At 66.6% G+C, this 13,970-nt stretch carries 17 protein-coding genes; 6 read left to right on the top strand and 11 right to left on the bottom strand.

The window, feature by feature from the left end; all coding sequences use genetic code 11:
* Positions 1–37: 37 nt before the first annotated feature.
* The 3 genes from ACP694_RS14165 (at position 38) to ACP694_RS14175 (ending at position 2,502) form a co-directional block, all read left to right on the top strand.
* Positions 38–1,129, top strand: a complete 1,092-nt coding sequence (locus ACP694_RS14165; protein WP_426013374.1) for an alpha/beta hydrolase — start codon at positions 38–40, stop codon at positions 1,127–1,129.
* Positions 1,130–1,241: 112 nt separating this feature from the next.
* Entirely contained in the window at positions 1,242–2,075 is an 834-nt protein-coding gene (locus ACP694_RS14170; protein ID WP_426013375.1) for a flagellin, read from the top strand.
* Positions 2,076–2,103: 28 nt separating this feature from the next.
* The gene (locus ACP694_RS14175; RefSeq protein WP_426013376.1) at positions 2,104–2,502 is read left to right on the top strand and encodes a VOC family protein; all 399 of its coding nucleotides are present in this window, start codon (positions 2,104–2,106) and stop codon (positions 2,500–2,502) included.
* Positions 2,503–2,529: 27 nt separating this feature from the next.
* Here the strand turns inward: ACP694_RS14175 and ACP694_RS14180 are convergent, their stop codons facing one another.
* The 7 genes from ACP694_RS14180 to ACP694_RS14210 all read right to left on the bottom strand — a co-directional run bounded on the left by ACP694_RS14180 (position 2,530) and on the right by ACP694_RS14210 (position 8,301).
* A complete protein-coding gene (locus ACP694_RS14180; protein WP_426013378.1) occupies positions 2,530–3,102 on the bottom strand; it encodes a DUF2239 family protein in 573 nt (190 codons plus the stop codon).
* A complete protein-coding gene (locus tag ACP694_RS14185) occupies positions 3,099–3,437 on the bottom strand; it encodes a GIY-YIG nuclease family protein (protein WP_426013380.1) in 339 nt (112 codons plus the stop codon). The genes ACP694_RS14180 and ACP694_RS14185 overlap by 4 nt, the downstream gene beginning before the upstream one ends.
* Before the next feature lie 59 nt (positions 3,438–3,496).
* The gene (locus ACP694_RS14190) at positions 3,497–5,026 is read right to left on the bottom strand and encodes a collagenase (protein WP_426013382.1); all 1,530 of its coding nucleotides are present in this window, start codon (positions 5,024–5,026) and stop codon (positions 3,497–3,499) included.
* Positions 5,027–5,145: 119 nt separating this feature from the next.
* A complete protein-coding gene (locus ACP694_RS14195) occupies positions 5,146–6,207 on the bottom strand; it encodes a Leu/Phe/Val dehydrogenase (RefSeq protein WP_426013384.1) in 1,062 nt (353 codons plus the stop codon).
* Between the two features lie 73 nt (positions 6,208–6,280).
* Positions 6,281–7,318, bottom strand: a complete 1,038-nt coding sequence (locus tag ACP694_RS14200) for an alpha/beta fold hydrolase (protein WP_426013386.1) — start codon at positions 7,316–7,318, stop codon at positions 6,281–6,283.
* A complete protein-coding gene (locus ACP694_RS14205; protein ID WP_426013387.1) occupies positions 7,315–7,902 on the bottom strand; it encodes a uracil-DNA glycosylase family protein in 588 nt (195 codons plus the stop codon). Before ACP694_RS14205 ends, ACP694_RS14200 begins: the two co-directional genes overlap by 4 nt.
* A gap of 72 nt (positions 7,903–7,974) precedes the next feature.
* Positions 7,975–8,301, bottom strand: a complete 327-nt coding sequence (locus tag ACP694_RS14210; protein ID WP_426013389.1) for a DUF3253 domain-containing protein — start codon at positions 8,299–8,301, stop codon at positions 7,975–7,977.
* Positions 8,302–8,404: 103 nt separating this feature from the next.
* On the opposite strand from ACP694_RS14210, the gene ACP694_RS14215 reads away from it, so the two are divergent.
* Positions 8,405–8,854, top strand: a complete 450-nt coding sequence (locus tag ACP694_RS14215; protein WP_426013391.1) for a PaaI family thioesterase — start codon at positions 8,405–8,407, stop codon at positions 8,852–8,854.
* Positions 8,855–8,858: 4 nt separating this feature from the next.
* Here ACP694_RS14215 and ACP694_RS14220 read toward each other — a convergent pair whose 3' ends face one another.
* From ACP694_RS14220 to ACP694_RS14235, 4 genes are all read right to left on the bottom strand, one after another.
* Positions 8,859–9,476, bottom strand: coding sequence for a glutathione S-transferase family protein (locus ACP694_RS14220; RefSeq protein ID WP_426013392.1), 618 nt, complete (start codon positions 9,474–9,476; stop codon positions 8,859–8,861).
* Between the two features lie 62 nt (positions 9,477–9,538).
* A complete protein-coding gene (locus tag ACP694_RS14225; RefSeq protein WP_426013787.1) occupies positions 9,539–10,819 on the bottom strand; it encodes a NupC/NupG family nucleoside CNT transporter in 1,281 nt (426 codons plus the stop codon).
* 147 nt (positions 10,820–10,966) lie between these two features.
* Positions 10,967–11,485 carry a calcium-binding protein gene (locus ACP694_RS14230; RefSeq protein WP_426013394.1) on the bottom strand — a complete coding sequence of 173 codons (519 nt, stop codon included), beginning with the start codon at positions 11,483–11,485 and terminating at the stop codon, positions 10,967–10,969.
* 72 nt (positions 11,486–11,557) lie between these two features.
* On the bottom strand, positions 11,558–11,701 hold the full coding sequence (locus tag ACP694_RS14235; protein WP_426013396.1) for a hypothetical protein: 144 nt from the start codon (positions 11,699–11,701) through the stop codon (positions 11,558–11,560).
* 314 nt (positions 11,702–12,015) lie between these two features.
* Here ACP694_RS14235 and ACP694_RS14240 point away from each other — a divergent pair, with 314 nt between their 5' ends.
* Both ACP694_RS14240 and ACP694_RS14245 read left to right on the top strand, forming a co-directional pair.
* Positions 12,016–13,218, top strand: a complete 1,203-nt coding sequence (locus ACP694_RS14240; protein WP_426013397.1) for an ABC transporter permease — start codon at positions 12,016–12,018, stop codon at positions 13,216–13,218.
* Positions 13,215–13,964 (top strand): ABC transporter ATP-binding protein, encoded by a 750-nt coding sequence (locus ACP694_RS14245; protein WP_426013399.1) that lies wholly within the window; start codon positions 13,215–13,217, stop codon positions 13,962–13,964. The genes ACP694_RS14240 and ACP694_RS14245 overlap by 4 nt, the downstream gene beginning before the upstream one ends.
* Positions 13,965–13,970: the final 6 nt, after the last annotated feature.

A 13,970-nucleotide genomic window follows, 5' to 3' on the forward strand; every position in this document is an offset into this window, starting at 1 on the left:
AAAAAGTCTGGCGGCCTTCGCCAGCCAGGAAATGTCCATGACCAAGAAACATCCGCTGATCGCGCTTGGCGCGGTTTCTGTGCTGGCGCTCACCGCCGCCGCCTGCTCGCCGAAGACCGGCGCGCCCAAGACCACCGGCGACACGCCGGCGGCCGCGACCCAGACCACCGAAGCCGGCAAGGCCGACGCCGACATGCAGGCCGTGCTCGACAAGCTGGGCTCGCTGGGCGGCAAGCCCATCGAGACCTTGTCACCCGAAGAGGCCCGCAAGCAGCCAACCCCGACCGACGCGGTCAAGGCGCTGATGGCCGAGAAGGGCCTTAGGGCCGACACCACGGTGACAACAAAGGATATAACCTATCCTGGGGCCAGCGGCGCCCAGAAGGCGCGGGTCTATACGCCAGCCGGCGCGACTGGTCCCCTGCCCGTCGTGCTCTACATCCACGGCGGCGGCTGGGTAATCGCCGATATCGACGTCTATGACGGCGGGCCGCGCGCCCTGGCCAAGGCGGCCAACGCCATCGTCGTCTCGATCGAGTATCGCCACGCGCCGGAAGCCAAGTTCCCGGCCGCTCACGACGACGCGAACGCCGCCTATCCTTGGCTGCTGGCCAATGCCGCGAAGTGGGGCGGCGATCCGACCAAGGTGGCCGTGGTCGGCGAAAGCGCAGGCGGCAACATGGCCGTCAATGTCGCCATCGCCGCGCGGGACAGGGGTTGGATGGCGCCCAAGGCGGTCATCGCCGTCTATCCGGTGGCCGACAGCAACATGGCCACCCGTTCCAAGGTGGCCAACGCCGCCGCCAAGCCGCTGAACACCCCGATGCTGGCCTGGTTCTTCACCCACACCCTCGGCAACCCTGCCCAGGCCACCGACCCGCGGGTGAACCTGGTGGGCGCCGACCTGAAGAACCTGCCGCCGACCACGATCATCCTGGCCGAGATCGACCCGCTGCACGACGACGGCGTCAATCTGGCCGACAAGCTGAAGGCCGCCGGTGTCGCCACCGACCTCAAGGAATATGCCGGCGTGACCCACGAGTTCTTCGGCATGGGCGCGGTCGTCGCCGACGCCAAGGACGCCGAGGACTTCGCGGCCGGCAAGCTGAAGACCGCTTTCGGTCAGTAGCCTTAAGGGCCTCCCTCTCCGGGGGAGGCCCTTTACCTTGCTCCGTAACGGGCCGCTAAGGTCGCCAGTCTAGGTTGCCAACCAGGCGCAAAACGCGCCGTCGGAATTTTCGATGTCGCTGAATAGCGTCAACACCAATATCGGCGCGATGATCGCCCTGCAGTCGCTGGCTGCGACCAACCGCGACCTGTCCGACACCTTGCGCCACATCGCCACCGGCCGGGCGATTTCCTCCCCCAAGGACAATCCCGCCGTCTGGGCGATCGCCCAGAACCAGCGCGCGGAATCCCATTCGCTGGACGCTGTGCGCGCCTCGCTGCAACGGGGCCAATCGATCACCGACGTCGCCCTCGCGGCCGGCGACACCGTCACCGACTTGCTCGGCCAGATGAAGGAAAAGATGCTGGCGGCTTCGGACACCAGCCTCTCCACCACCAGCCGCAAGGCCTTGAACGACGACTACGTGTCGCTGAAGCGTCAGATCGATCGCACGGTCGGCAATGCCGACTTCAACGGCGTCAACCTGATCTCCTCAGGCTCGAACGGCCAGATCCGGGCCCTCGCCAACGCCCAGGCCTCCGACACCGTCGATGTCGATCACGTGGACCTGTCAACCACAGGCTCGGCCCTGTCGGGCATGCGCGCCGACCTGCTGGGCGCGCCGATCAGCACCGCCGAGATCAAGGCGATGGGCGGGGCAATCGAGAACGTCACCTCGGCCCTCTCGCACATCGGCACGGGCGCCTATGCGCTGCAGACCCACATGACTTTCATCGACAAGCTGCAGGACACGCTCGACGCCTCGATCGGCCGGCTGGTCGACGCCGACATGGCCAAGGAGGCCACCAAGCTTCAGGCCCTGCAGATCAAGCAGCAGTTGGCTTACAAGTCGCTGAGCATAGCCAATTCGGGCACGTCGTATTTGCTGACGCTGTTTGGGCGCTAAGATCAGGGACGTCACCCAATGAGTTCCCATGGCCCGCCATCTCGCCCTGCTGTCCCTGCTCGTCCGTGACTATGACGAGGCCTTGGCCTTCTATGTCGGCAAGCTGGGTTTCAGCCTGGTCGAGGACAGCGACATGGGCGGCGGCAAGCGCTGGGTCGTGGTCTCGCCGGGGCTTGGCGGTTCGCGCTTCCTGCTGGCCAAGGCGGCCGACGCGGTTCAAGCGGCGATGGTTGGCGGCCAGGGCGGCGGACGGGTCTGGCTTTTCCTGCACACCGACGACTTCGCCGGCGACCATGCCCGGCTGACCGCGGCGGGCGTGCGTTTCCTGGAGGAGCCGCGTCATGAGGCCTATGGCAGCGTCGCGGTGTTCGAGCACGTCTATGGCCACCGCTGGGACCTGCTGCAACCCAAGACCAAGGCTGAGTGACGGCGGGCCTGCAGGCCAATGGGCGTGTTAAGCCGCCTCGAACGCCTCCGCCGCCAGGACCCGAAGGTGCTCGACGATGTCCGTCGGCCACGCGGCCGCCAGATCGAAGAAGGCCCGCGCGTCGCCCGCGAACAGCGCTCGAGAGGCGCCCTCGAAGCCCGCACGGTCGCCGGCCATCACCGAGGCGAAACGATAGGTGGCGTCACGCGCGGCGCGGCGACGGGTGGGTCCCTCCGTGTCGCGACGGGCGGCCTCGACCAGCTTGCGCAGCGCCACCGAGGCGCCGCCCGGCTGCGCGGCCAACCATTCCCAATGGCGCGGCAGCAGGGTCACCTCGCGGGCGGTGACGCCGAGCTTCGGGCGGCCCCGACCGCGCGGCGCGGCCTCCGGCGTCTCTCCGCCCAGTCGCCGAGCGATATCCGAAGGACCGCCGCGCAGGTCGAAATCGACTTGCCGGCCCTCCGGATCGAAGATCAGCAGTGGCTCCGCCGGCGCGTCCTCCAACCGGCCTTGGGCGGCGACGGCCACTTCCAGCTTTGAGCCCGCCGCGAGCCGCCGCTCGCCCTCGAAGACGACATAGGGGTTGGGCGCGCCACTCATCGCCGCAACCCCTCGGCGCCCAGCTTGACCCGCCAATGCTCGCGGCGCTCGACCAGCAACGAGGCCCGGCCCAGCCGTTCCAGGCCCTCGTCTTCGAGCACCTCCAGCACGTCGAAACCGAAGGCCGCCTCGCCGTGCGTTTTCCACGCCGCCTGCAGGCTGGCGCTGGAATGGCCGCCCATCCTCAGACTGAACCAGACGCCGCTCTGGCGGGTGGCGAGATCGGGCGTGCTGCCGATCCATGCCTCGCGTGTCACCAGGCAACGGACGGCGTAGATTCCGGCCTGTACTTGGCGGTCCTTGTAGTCTCGCAGCAGCGCCCGTCGGTCGGTCATGTTCGTTTCCATGACCGATTTTTACCCGGATAATTTAGAGAGTCAATATTACCCGGATTTTATTTTTCGTTATCGCTCGTCGCTTTTTCCATCCGACCGTGGGCTTCCTTGACGAGAACTTGATCATTGGGCGGCGCCTTGTGCGCGGTGGCGCTCTCGGCGAGGACCTGGGCGGCCGCGACATTCAGGTTCATGTGCGGCGAGCGGGCCAGCGGCTCGATCAGCGCGCCTGCGGTGTCGTACTCGCCCTTTCGCAGCAGGGCGAGCACAGCGTCGATGCGGATTTGCTCGACCTGGGGGGCCAGCAGATGGGCCTGGACCAAGACGTCGATTACGGTCTCGCTCTCGGGCGGCAGCGTGCGGGCGTAGCGATAGAGGGCGGGGTAGAAGCTGGGATCGAGCTTGACCGCACGGGCGAAGGCTTTCTTGGCTTCAGCGGTCGCGCCGGCCTTCTGGGCCGGATCGCGACGCGCGACGGAGAGATAGGAAACCCCCAGCAAATACTGGCTATAGGGATCGTCCTTCACGATGTCCGCGCCTTTCAGCGTGGCCACGGCGGTCGAAGGGTCACCGAACACCTGCTCGGCGTGAGCCTGGGTGCGGATCGCCAGGGGATCGCCGGGATATTTGGCGGCGCTCTTGGTGATCGTGGCCAGGATCGCCGCCGCCTGATCGTCGGTCTCGCCATGTCGCCCCTGCATCAGGCGCAGCGACGGCAGCAGCAGATCCTTGGCGGCCGGCGACAGCGCGGTCACCGTCATGTCAGCGGGGGCGAGCGGCTTGATGGGGATTATGGTGTAAGTCATGCCCGAGCGGGCGTAGCTGGTAAGTTGCCGCTGCAGCGTGGGCTTGTCGGTCTTGAAGGCGGCCGCGAAGGCCTCCGGCTCGGCCTGGCCCCCGCGCAGGGCGCTGAAATAGGTTTGCAGTTGTTCGGCGCGGACCGGATCGCGCAGTAGATAGTGGGTCAACAGCCAGCCCTGTGCATAGACCATCTCACCGGCGGCTTGCCCGGATTTGGGCGCCAGGAGAGTGTCCAGAGTGATCCATGGCCGGTTTTCGAGTGACGCCACGCGCATGGGCGCGGCGGCGCCGAGCTGGATGGTTTCGCCCTGCGCCGTGGCGGTGGCGAAATACTCGGCGAAACCCTCTGTGAACCAGGTCGGGTAGGGATAGGTGAAATACTGCTGCATGAAGTGATGAGCATATTCGTGCTGCAGGACATGGCGCGCCTGGTCGCGGTCGCGGGCGTCCCACGTGGCTAACGCGAACCGTCCGCCAGGGCCGGCTTTGTAGAACCCCACCACATTGCGATCCAGGCCCGGCAAGACCTTTTCGAGATCCGAATGGTCAGACACAAGATAGATGTCGAGACGGGCCACGGTCGCCTGGCTGTCCATGTGCATCACGCCCGCCAGCAGGCGGTGATAACGCTCAAGGTCCGACGCCGCCTCTCGCAATTTCGGCTCGTCAATCGCGCCATAGACCACGAAGTGCTGCGTCGCAGCTTTGAGCCAGCGGTCGGCCGCCGAGGCGGGTTGGGCGGCGGCGACGAGCAATCCAAGCAGCAGGGCGCGCAGAGCGAACTTCATGGCTGGTTTTCCCGATCCGCCCCGGCGCCTTGCTTGGGCGCCGGCTACCGAGAAACCCTAAGACAAGAATCGCATGCGATCTACGGTTGATCCATGACAATTTTGCCGCGTTGGAAAGGTCAGCCCCGCGCAGAAGCGATCCGGGCGCGGGCGATCTCGTCGGCCACCAGATTGGCGGGGCGATTGTCGACCAGGGAGTGGTCGAGCACCTCGCCCAGGGTCTGGGCCAGGCGGTCCAGCTTGGTCGCGACCCACTGTGGGTCGAACGCAACGCCGGCTTCCAAGGCACGGATTTCGCCGGCCACATTGATGATGCCGCCGCCGTTGATGACGTAGTCAGGCGCGTAGAGAATGCCGCGCTCGAACACCGCCTGGCCGATGGTGGCGTCGGCCAGTTGGTTGTTGGCGCCGCCAGCGATCACCTTGACCTTCAAGCGCGGCAAGGTGGTGGTCGAGATCGCGCCGCCCAGGGCGCAGGGGGCGAAGACGTCGGCGTCGACGTCGAAAATGGCGTCGGTCGGCACGATCTGGGCGCCGGTCGCGGCGGCGACCTGCTCCAAAGCCTGTTGATTGACGTCGGCGATGATCAGTTGAGCCCCCGCAGCGTGAAGCTTTTCGGCCAGATAGGCGCCGACATGGCCGACGCCTTGGATGGCGACCCTCACGCCCTTGAGATCGCGGCCCAGGGCGCGCTGGACGCAGAGGCGAACGCCACGGAACACGCCCTCGGCGGTGACCGGGGACGGATCGCCCGAGGCGCCCGTGTGGCCTTCGAGGCCGGCGACATAGCGCGTGGTCCGGCGGGTGTTGACCAGGTCGGCGGGCGAGACGCCGACGTCCTCCGCGGTCCAATAGCGGCCGGCCAGGCTGTCGACGGCCCGACCGAAGGCTTCGAACAGTTCGGGGGTTTTCTGGCTGCGGGCGTCGCCGATGATCACGGCCTTGCCGCCGCCAAACTGCAGGTCGGCCATGGCGTTCTTGTAGGACATGCCGCGCGACAGGCGCAGGGCGTCGGTCACTGCGGCCTCGCTGCTGCTGTAATCCCACATGCGGCAGCCGCCGGCGGCGGGGCCGCGGGCGGTGGAGTGGATGGCGATGATCGACTTGAGGCCGGATTTTTCGTCAAAGAACGCGTGAACGCCTTCGTGTCCCTCGAAATCCGGGGAATCGAACAAGGTCATGCCGTCAGTCCTGCCCTAGTCAGAAAGTTTGTGCAGCGTGTACGCTTTAGGGCGAGGGGGAACAACCCCTGCCCTAGCCGCCCGAGGACGCAGCCTGCGTCCGCACAACATTGGGCGCGGTCGGCGCGCCGGGGATCGGCGGGGCGCCGGACGGCAGGTCGGCCAGCGGGTCCTTCAGGAAGGAGGCGGCGTCACGCCAGACCACCTCGGCCTGCTTGTCGACCAACAGCAGGTGCCAGCCTTCGGCGTAATAGGCCGAGCGGTCGTCGGGCTTCAGCCGTCGAGCCGCTTCCATGGTCGGCTCCTTGGGAATGATCTGGTCCTTGGCCCCGTAGAAATAGGCGACCGGGACCTGCACCTTGCCGAGCGACGACCAAGCCTTCTCCATAAGTCCGACCAGGCCGTAGAGGGTGTCCGACCGCGCGCCCCAGATCATCAGCGGATCGCGGCTCATCCGGCGCAGTTCGTCGATATTGTCGGTGGGCTGAACGCGCTTGACCAGCCATTCGGGCGGCTTAACCACCCAGCCGCGCGTGGTGTGGGCGGTGATCCACAGGCTGGTCTTGTAGGGCAGAGGCTGGGCCGACCAGCCCCAGACGGCGGGGGCGAACAGCAGGAGGCGGTCGGCGGCGGGCGGCCGATCCGACACCATGGCCGCGATGGCGAGCCCGCCGCCCATGCTGACGCCGGCCAAGGCGACCTTGGACTCAGGATGGGCCTCGCGGACCAGGGCCACGGCGGTGCGCACATCCTCGACGGAGAGCGCGATCGGCGCCCAGACCCCGCGGTCGGGCGAGCGGCCAAAGCCCCTAATGTCCAAGGCATAGGTCGCGATCCCCTGCGCCGCCCAGAACGGGCCGGCCAGGTGGAAGGCGTTGGAATAGTCGTTCATGCCGTGGAGGGCGACGATCACCTGTCTAACAGGCGTCCCTTCCGGCGGCAGCCAGCGTTGCAGGCCTAGGGTCTGACCATCGAAGCTGACCATGCCGTCGGCCAACAGGCGCGGGCCTCGAAAGCCCAACGAGCCTGGGCCGGCGCGTTGCGTGATGGGGGCGCAGGCGGCCAGGCCCGCGACACAGGCCGCGTTGAGGAGCAGGTTCCGACGGTTCATGACGCCAGAATGCCCGCCACGCGACGGCGAAGATAGGGCGCCACCTCGGCGTCGAACCACGGATTGCGCTTCAGCCAGGCGCTGTTGCGCCACGACGGATGCGGCAGGGGCAACAAGCCGTCGTCGAGATAGTCGCGCCAGGCGCCGACGGTATCGGTCATGCTTCCCCTCATTCGAGAGCCCAGCTCCCAGGCTTGAGCATGGCTCCCGACCAGCAGGGTCAGCTCGACCTGGGGCAGCTCCGCCAGCAGTTGAGGTCGCCACAACGCCGCGCAGCGGGCCGGAGGCGGGTAGTCGCCGCCCTTAGGACTGGTCCCTGGAAAGCAGAAAGCCATGGCCGCGACGCCGATCTCTGGCCGGCCATAGAAGGTCTCGCGGTCGATCCCCATCCAGTCGCGCAGGCGGTTTCCGGAGGGGTCGTTGAACGGCAACCCCGTCTCGTGCACCAGCCTCCCCGGAGCCTGGCCGCAGATCAGCAGTCGCGTGCCCTGGGCAACCCGCACCACGGGTCGCGGGGCGTGCGGAAGATACGGCGCACAGGCCCGGCAGGCGGCGATGTCAGCGAGAAGAGCGTCTAGTGGCATGGACGGGAGTTAGGCGCGCCGCGCCATCGCACAAGCGCGACTGGACGACCGAGGGCGTGTGGCGCGTGGGTCCTATTCCTCGCCGCCGCCGTCGATCGCACCGTCGTCCACGACATCCTCGAAGCTGGTGGGATCGCCTTCCATCCGCATCCGCAGGCGATAGACGCCGCGAAACTTCTCCGGGTTCACCGGCTTGTTGTGGCGCAGGATGACGATCCTGCCCTCGCGGGCCAGTTCGATGGCGTTGGTGCGGACATGGCCCAGTAGGCGCTGCCAGCGCACGGGCTCGACGGTCTTGGCGACCGACATCGGGTCTATCGACTTGCCCGCCGCCACGGCGGCCAGTTGCGACAGGATGGTGTCTTGGATCGGGGAGGATGGTGGGATCGGATCGCTCATGGGCGGAGGAATGCCACGAATCTGTCAGCAGCGCGAGCGTGGCCGCTTGCCTCCGGCCCAGGCCGGCCTTAGGTCCTCAAAGACAACGCAAGGGGCACGGTCAATGGACGGCGGCAACGAGATCTGGGACGGACCCAAGCCAGTGACCGACGGCGAATGGGCCGGCTGGCGCACCTGGGCCGGCATGGACGCCTTCGAGGACCAGACCGGGCCCTTCTACTTCAGGGAAAAGAACGGCGTGGTCCGCAGCGCCTTCCGCGCCGAGGCCCGCCACATGAACGGCGGCGGATTCATGCACGGTGGCTGCATGATGACCTTCGCCGACTATTCGCTGTTCTCGATATCCTGGGCGCATCTGAAGGACGTGCGGGCCGTCACGGTCAGCCTGAACGGCGAGTTCCTCGGCCCGGCGCGGACCGGCGACCTGGTGGAATCGATAGGAGAGGTCACCAAGGCTGGCGGTTCGCTGCTGTTCGTGCGCGGGCTGATTTCGACGGGCGGTTCGCCGATGCTGAACTTCTCGGGCGTGATCAAGAAGACCAGGCCGCGCTGAGCCTCTACACCCCCGACTTGGCCGCAGGCCGCGCCATCATCGCCGCCAGCCAGCGGTTCAGATTGATCAGCTCTGGATCGGGCCGGAAACGCACCATCCGCGCGAAGTCGATGCCGGTGGCGGCTAGGATGTCGGCCATGGTCACCCGATCGCCGGCGATGAATTCGCTCTCCGCCAAGCGACGGTTGAGCATCTTCAGGCCCTTCTCGGCTGTGGCGCGGCCGTTGGCGGCCAGTTCGGGAACCTGGGTCTCGATCGCCGCAAGGGCCGGATGGGCATGGCGCACGGACATCATCAACGGCGTGGCGACCAGCATCTCTGCGCGCCGCGACCACATCTCGATGACGGCGACCTCGCAGGCTTCCTCGCCGAACAGATTGGGCTCTGGATAAACGCTTTCCAGATAGCGGCAGATGGCCACCGACTCGGTGATCGTCTGGCCGTTGTCCATCTCGAGGGCCGGCACGTTGGGCAGTCCGGCCCTGGCCAGGTACTCCGGCTGGCGGTGCTGACCGCCGAAGATATCGACATCGACGATCTCGATGTCCTCGATGGCCTTCTCGGCCATGAACCAGCGAACGCGGCGAGGATTGGGGGCGCGGCGGCTGTCATAGAGCTTCAAAAGAAATCCTCCCGGCTTTTGACCGGGAGGATGCTTTAGTTCCGCCTAGGAAGGAAAGGCCCTTACAACCCGAACCAGGCCCGCGGCATCAGGCCGATCAGCGAACCGGTCAGGCAGGTGGCCAGGAAGCCGGCCATCATCGCCTTCCAGACCAGGCCCAGCACCTCTTGTCGACGCTCTGGCACCAGCACCGAGAAGCCGGCGACGTTCATGCCGACAGAGCCGATGTTGGCGAAGCCGCACAGGGCGTAGGTCATGATGATCCGCGTGCGGGGATCCAGCAGTTCCGGCCCGGTCTTGGCCAGCTGGATGAAGGCCGTAAACTCAGTGAGGATCAGCTTGACGCCCAGCAGGCCGCCGGCGCTGCCGGCTTCCTTCCAGGGGATGCCCATCGACCAGGCCAGGGGCGCGAAGACCACGCCCAGCACCCGGGCGATGCTCAGATGCTCGCCCCCCACCATGGGTAGGGCGAACAGGATCTTGTCGACCATGGTGGCCAGGGCGATGAAGACGATCAGGGTGGCGCCAACGTTCAGCGCGATCTGCAGCCCGTCGGTGGTGCCCTTCATCACCGCGTCGATCGAGCTGCCATAGGTCTTGTCTTCCTCGGCCAGGTCCAGGTCTTCGGACTTCTCGCTGGGATCGCCGGGCACCATGATCCGGGCCAGGAGCACCCCGGCCGGGGCCGAGATCAGCGAGGCGGCCAACACGTGGGCGGCGGCGTTGGGCAAGACGTCGTGCAGGATGGTGGCGTAGGCCACCATGGTCGAGCCCGAGACGCAGGCCATGCCGACCGCGATCAGCATGAACAGCTCCGAGCGGGTCAAACGCTCCAGATAGGCGCGGATGAAGATGGGTCCTTCGATCTGGCCCATGAAGATGGTGGCGGCGGTGGCCAGGGCCGGCGGGCCGCGCAGGCCCAGTGTTTTCTGAAACAGAAAGCCCAGGCCCTTGGCCATCAGCTTCAGAATGCCCCAGTGCCACAGCAGCGCCGACAGGGCGCAGACCACCAGGATCACCGGCATCACGCGGAAGGCGAACAGGAAGCCAGCGCCGGGATTGGTCTCGGCATAGGGCGGCGTCGTGCCCGACAGATAGCCGAACACGAAGTTGGTGCCGGCCTGGGTCGACGAAGCCAGCCCCTCGACGGCGCCATTGACGCCCTGCAGCGCGTTGCGGGTCGCGGGCAATTTGAACAGTACGAAGACCAGGATCAGCTGGATGGCGATGGCGCAGACAGCCAGCACGAACGGGAAGCGCTTGCGGTTCTCGGAGACGAGCCAGCAAAGGCCGAGGATCAGCGCCACGCCCGCCAGGGCTTGGACGTTCTCGGGAAGGAAGATCAAGACTGAGGACCTTAACTGATGCGGCGACGCCCCCGCGACGCCGTCCAAGGGGCCAAATGACTATGATTAAGGGACGGGGCGCAAGCGCTATGCGCGGAGAACCGTAGGGGCCGAGCGTTCTGCTCGCCCCTCGGGCGCGGGGCCTTAGGCGGCGATGTCGACCGAAGTCGCGGAGGAGGTGGTCGAACTGCTGAGGTTGCTGGTCAGTTGGGCCAACAGTTTCTGCATCAGGTCCGACGCGTCGCTGGAGACCTCCGAGCCCAGCTTGTCGAAGGACGAGGTCAGGTTCGTGGCCAATTCGCTGGCCGAGACCACGCCGTCGCCGTTCGGGTCGGTCGAGGTCGAGGTCGAGGCCTGTGTGCTGGCGCTGGAGTCGTCGCTGGGCGGCGGACCGTGCGGGCCATGCGGGCCATGCGGGCCACCCTGCGGCTTCATGGCCTGGAACTCGCTGAGCGAAAGCGAGCCATCGCCATCCGAATCGCTCTCGGCGAGCATGTTCGCCGCCATGTCAGTGGCGCTGGGCGCATCCGATGGCAGGTCCTTGGGCGCGTGGGCGGCCATGGCGATCGACAGTTCATCGGCGGTGACCGTGCCGTCGCCGTCGGCGTCGGCGAACATCGAGGCGGCGCGGTCGGTCTGGCTGGTCTGCTGGGTTGAAAGCAACGACGCTGATGTGTCGGCGCTGAAACCTTGACTTGACGAGGACCAGCCCTGCATCGGCGGCGGCGAACCGTTCTAGCCGCCGGTCGGCATGTTCTGTCCGGTGGCCTGGAACGGGCTGGAGGCGTCGTCGTCATTGGCGGTTTGGGAGGACGCGGCCGCTCTGGCCTGCAGCAGTTGCTGCAATAGCGAGGAAGACCCCACGGTGGAGATGGTCACCATGCTCTCCTTGCGATGAGAGCGCCGGCCCCTGCGCCGAACGCCCACGCCGGATTTGCCGACGCGGTCGTTCGATCTGCGAAAAACATGCCGTTTTTCAATTTGTTACGCCACCGATACAAAGCTCGCCCTCGACGCGACAACCGGCCTAAGGGGCGCGGCGCCGCGTATCGACAGCTTCGGCGCGAGGCCGCCAAATCGTGCAAACCGGCGGTCGCGGAACGCGCTTCGCTCGCCTTACCTCGATTTAACTTGGCCGCTTGAAGATCGCCGTCCATTGCTGCAACCCTTGATTGGGGTGGAGCGTAGCGCGCATGTCGTTGGCCTTGGCCACACTGTTGTACGAGTGGCGTAGATACATGGCGGCTGTTGTCGCCCTGGCGTTCTCCGGCTTGCTGGTGTTGGCCCAGGTCGGCATCTTCGTCGGCATCGGCAAGGGCTTCACCGCCCAGATCGACCGCTCCCGCGCCGACATCATGGTGTTGGGCCCCGGCGCCAAGGCGTTGTTCGGCGGCCCTTCGGGCCTGCCTCGGCGGATGATCCCCCTGGTCTACAGCCACCCCGAGGTCGTTCAGGTCGCGCCCCTCGACGGCTCCGGCGGCCGTTTCCAGAACATCCTGTCGCCCGAGGACCAGGCCAAGGCCGACGCCCGCGCCAAGCAGGCCGCCAAGGGCGGCAACAAGGTCGCTGGCGGCGGTCGCAAGAGCGAGTTCGTCAATGTCACGGTGATCGACGCGATTCCGGGCTTCGTCACCGTGCCGACCGACTATAGCGAGACCATGATCGAGGCCCTGCGCCAGCCGTTCGCGGTTGCGGTCGATCAGACCGCTCTCAAGCGCCTGGGGGTCAAGAAGGGCGACAAGGCCATCTACAACGGCAAGACCGTCACCATAGGCGTGGTCACCACCGGCTATCCCAACATTATCCAACCGACGCTGGTGATGTCGCGCGACACCCTGCGGATGTTGGGCGAGGCCGACACCGGCCAGCGCGTCGGCCCGCTGATGGTGCAGATCCGCGATCCGGCCCGCTCCGAGATCGTCGCCGCCCAGCTCAACAAGAAGGGCGACGGCCAGTTTCGCGCCTGGACCCGCCAGGAACTGGCCGACGCCAATTCCGGGGCCATGCTCGACGACCAGATCATCGGGATTATCCTGGGCTTCTCGGCCTTCCTGGGACTGCTGATCGGGGTGGTCATCACCTGGCAGACCCTGCGCGGGGCGATCATGGCCAATATCAAGGAGTTCGCCTCGCTTCGCGCTCTGGGGGTGTCGATCGGCGACCTGCGTAACATCGTCCTGGAGCTCAGCTTCTGGGTCGGGATCGTCGGCGTGTTCGCCTCCGCCCTGCTGACCTGGCTGGTTTCGCTGGTCGCCACGGCCGGCGGCGTGCCGATGTCTTTCCCACCCGTACTGGTCGGCGTGGTCGCGGTGTTCCTGATCCTGATCGCCATGCTGTCCGGCTTCCTGTCGCTGGGCGTCCTGAAAAACAGCCAACCTGCGGACCTCCTGCGATGATCGCCGATCACAGCCACAAGCGCGGCGAGAGCGCCCTCTCGGCCACGCAACTGGTCAAGCGCTTCAAGACCGGCCGCACCTTCATCGAGGTGCTCAAGGGCGTGGATTTCGACGCCAAGCATGGCGACGTGACCATGGTCATGGGGCCGTCGGGCTCGGGCAAGTCGACCCTCGTGGCCGCCCTGTCGGGCCTGCTCCGTCCCGACGAGGGCAAGGTCTCGGCGCTAGAGGCCAAGGATCTGTGGCAGCTGCCGGCGGGCAAGATCGACAAGTTCCGCCTCGATCACTGCGGCTTCATCTTTCAGGGCTTCAACCTGTTCCCCGCCCTCACCGCCAAGCAGCAAGTGATGACGGCCCTGAAGTACCAGGGTGTCGGCAAGGGCGAATGCGCCCGCCGCGCCCAGGCGGCGCTGGAAGAGGTGGGCCTTGGCCCGCGCGTCAACCAGCGGCCGTCGGAACTGTCGGGCGGCGAGAAGCAGCGCGTCGCCATCGCCCGCGCCCTGGCCAAGAACCCCAACCTGATCTTCGCCGACGAGCCCACCTCAGCGCTAGACGGGAAAAGCGGCGAGATCGTCATCCGCCTGCTGCGCGCCGCCGCCACCGATCGCGGCGCGGCCGTGATCTGCGTCACCCACGACCCGCGCCTCGAGGCCTATGCCGACCGCGTCATCCACATCGAAGACGGCCGGATCCTGGACGACGTGCGTAGAACGCCCGACGCCAATCCCGCGCCGCTTAGCCACTGACTTTCT

This window comes from Caulobacter sp. DWR2-3-1b2, from assembly GCF_049896345.1.
Taxonomy (GTDB): Bacteria; Pseudomonadota; Alphaproteobacteria; order Caulobacterales; family Caulobacteraceae; genus Caulobacter.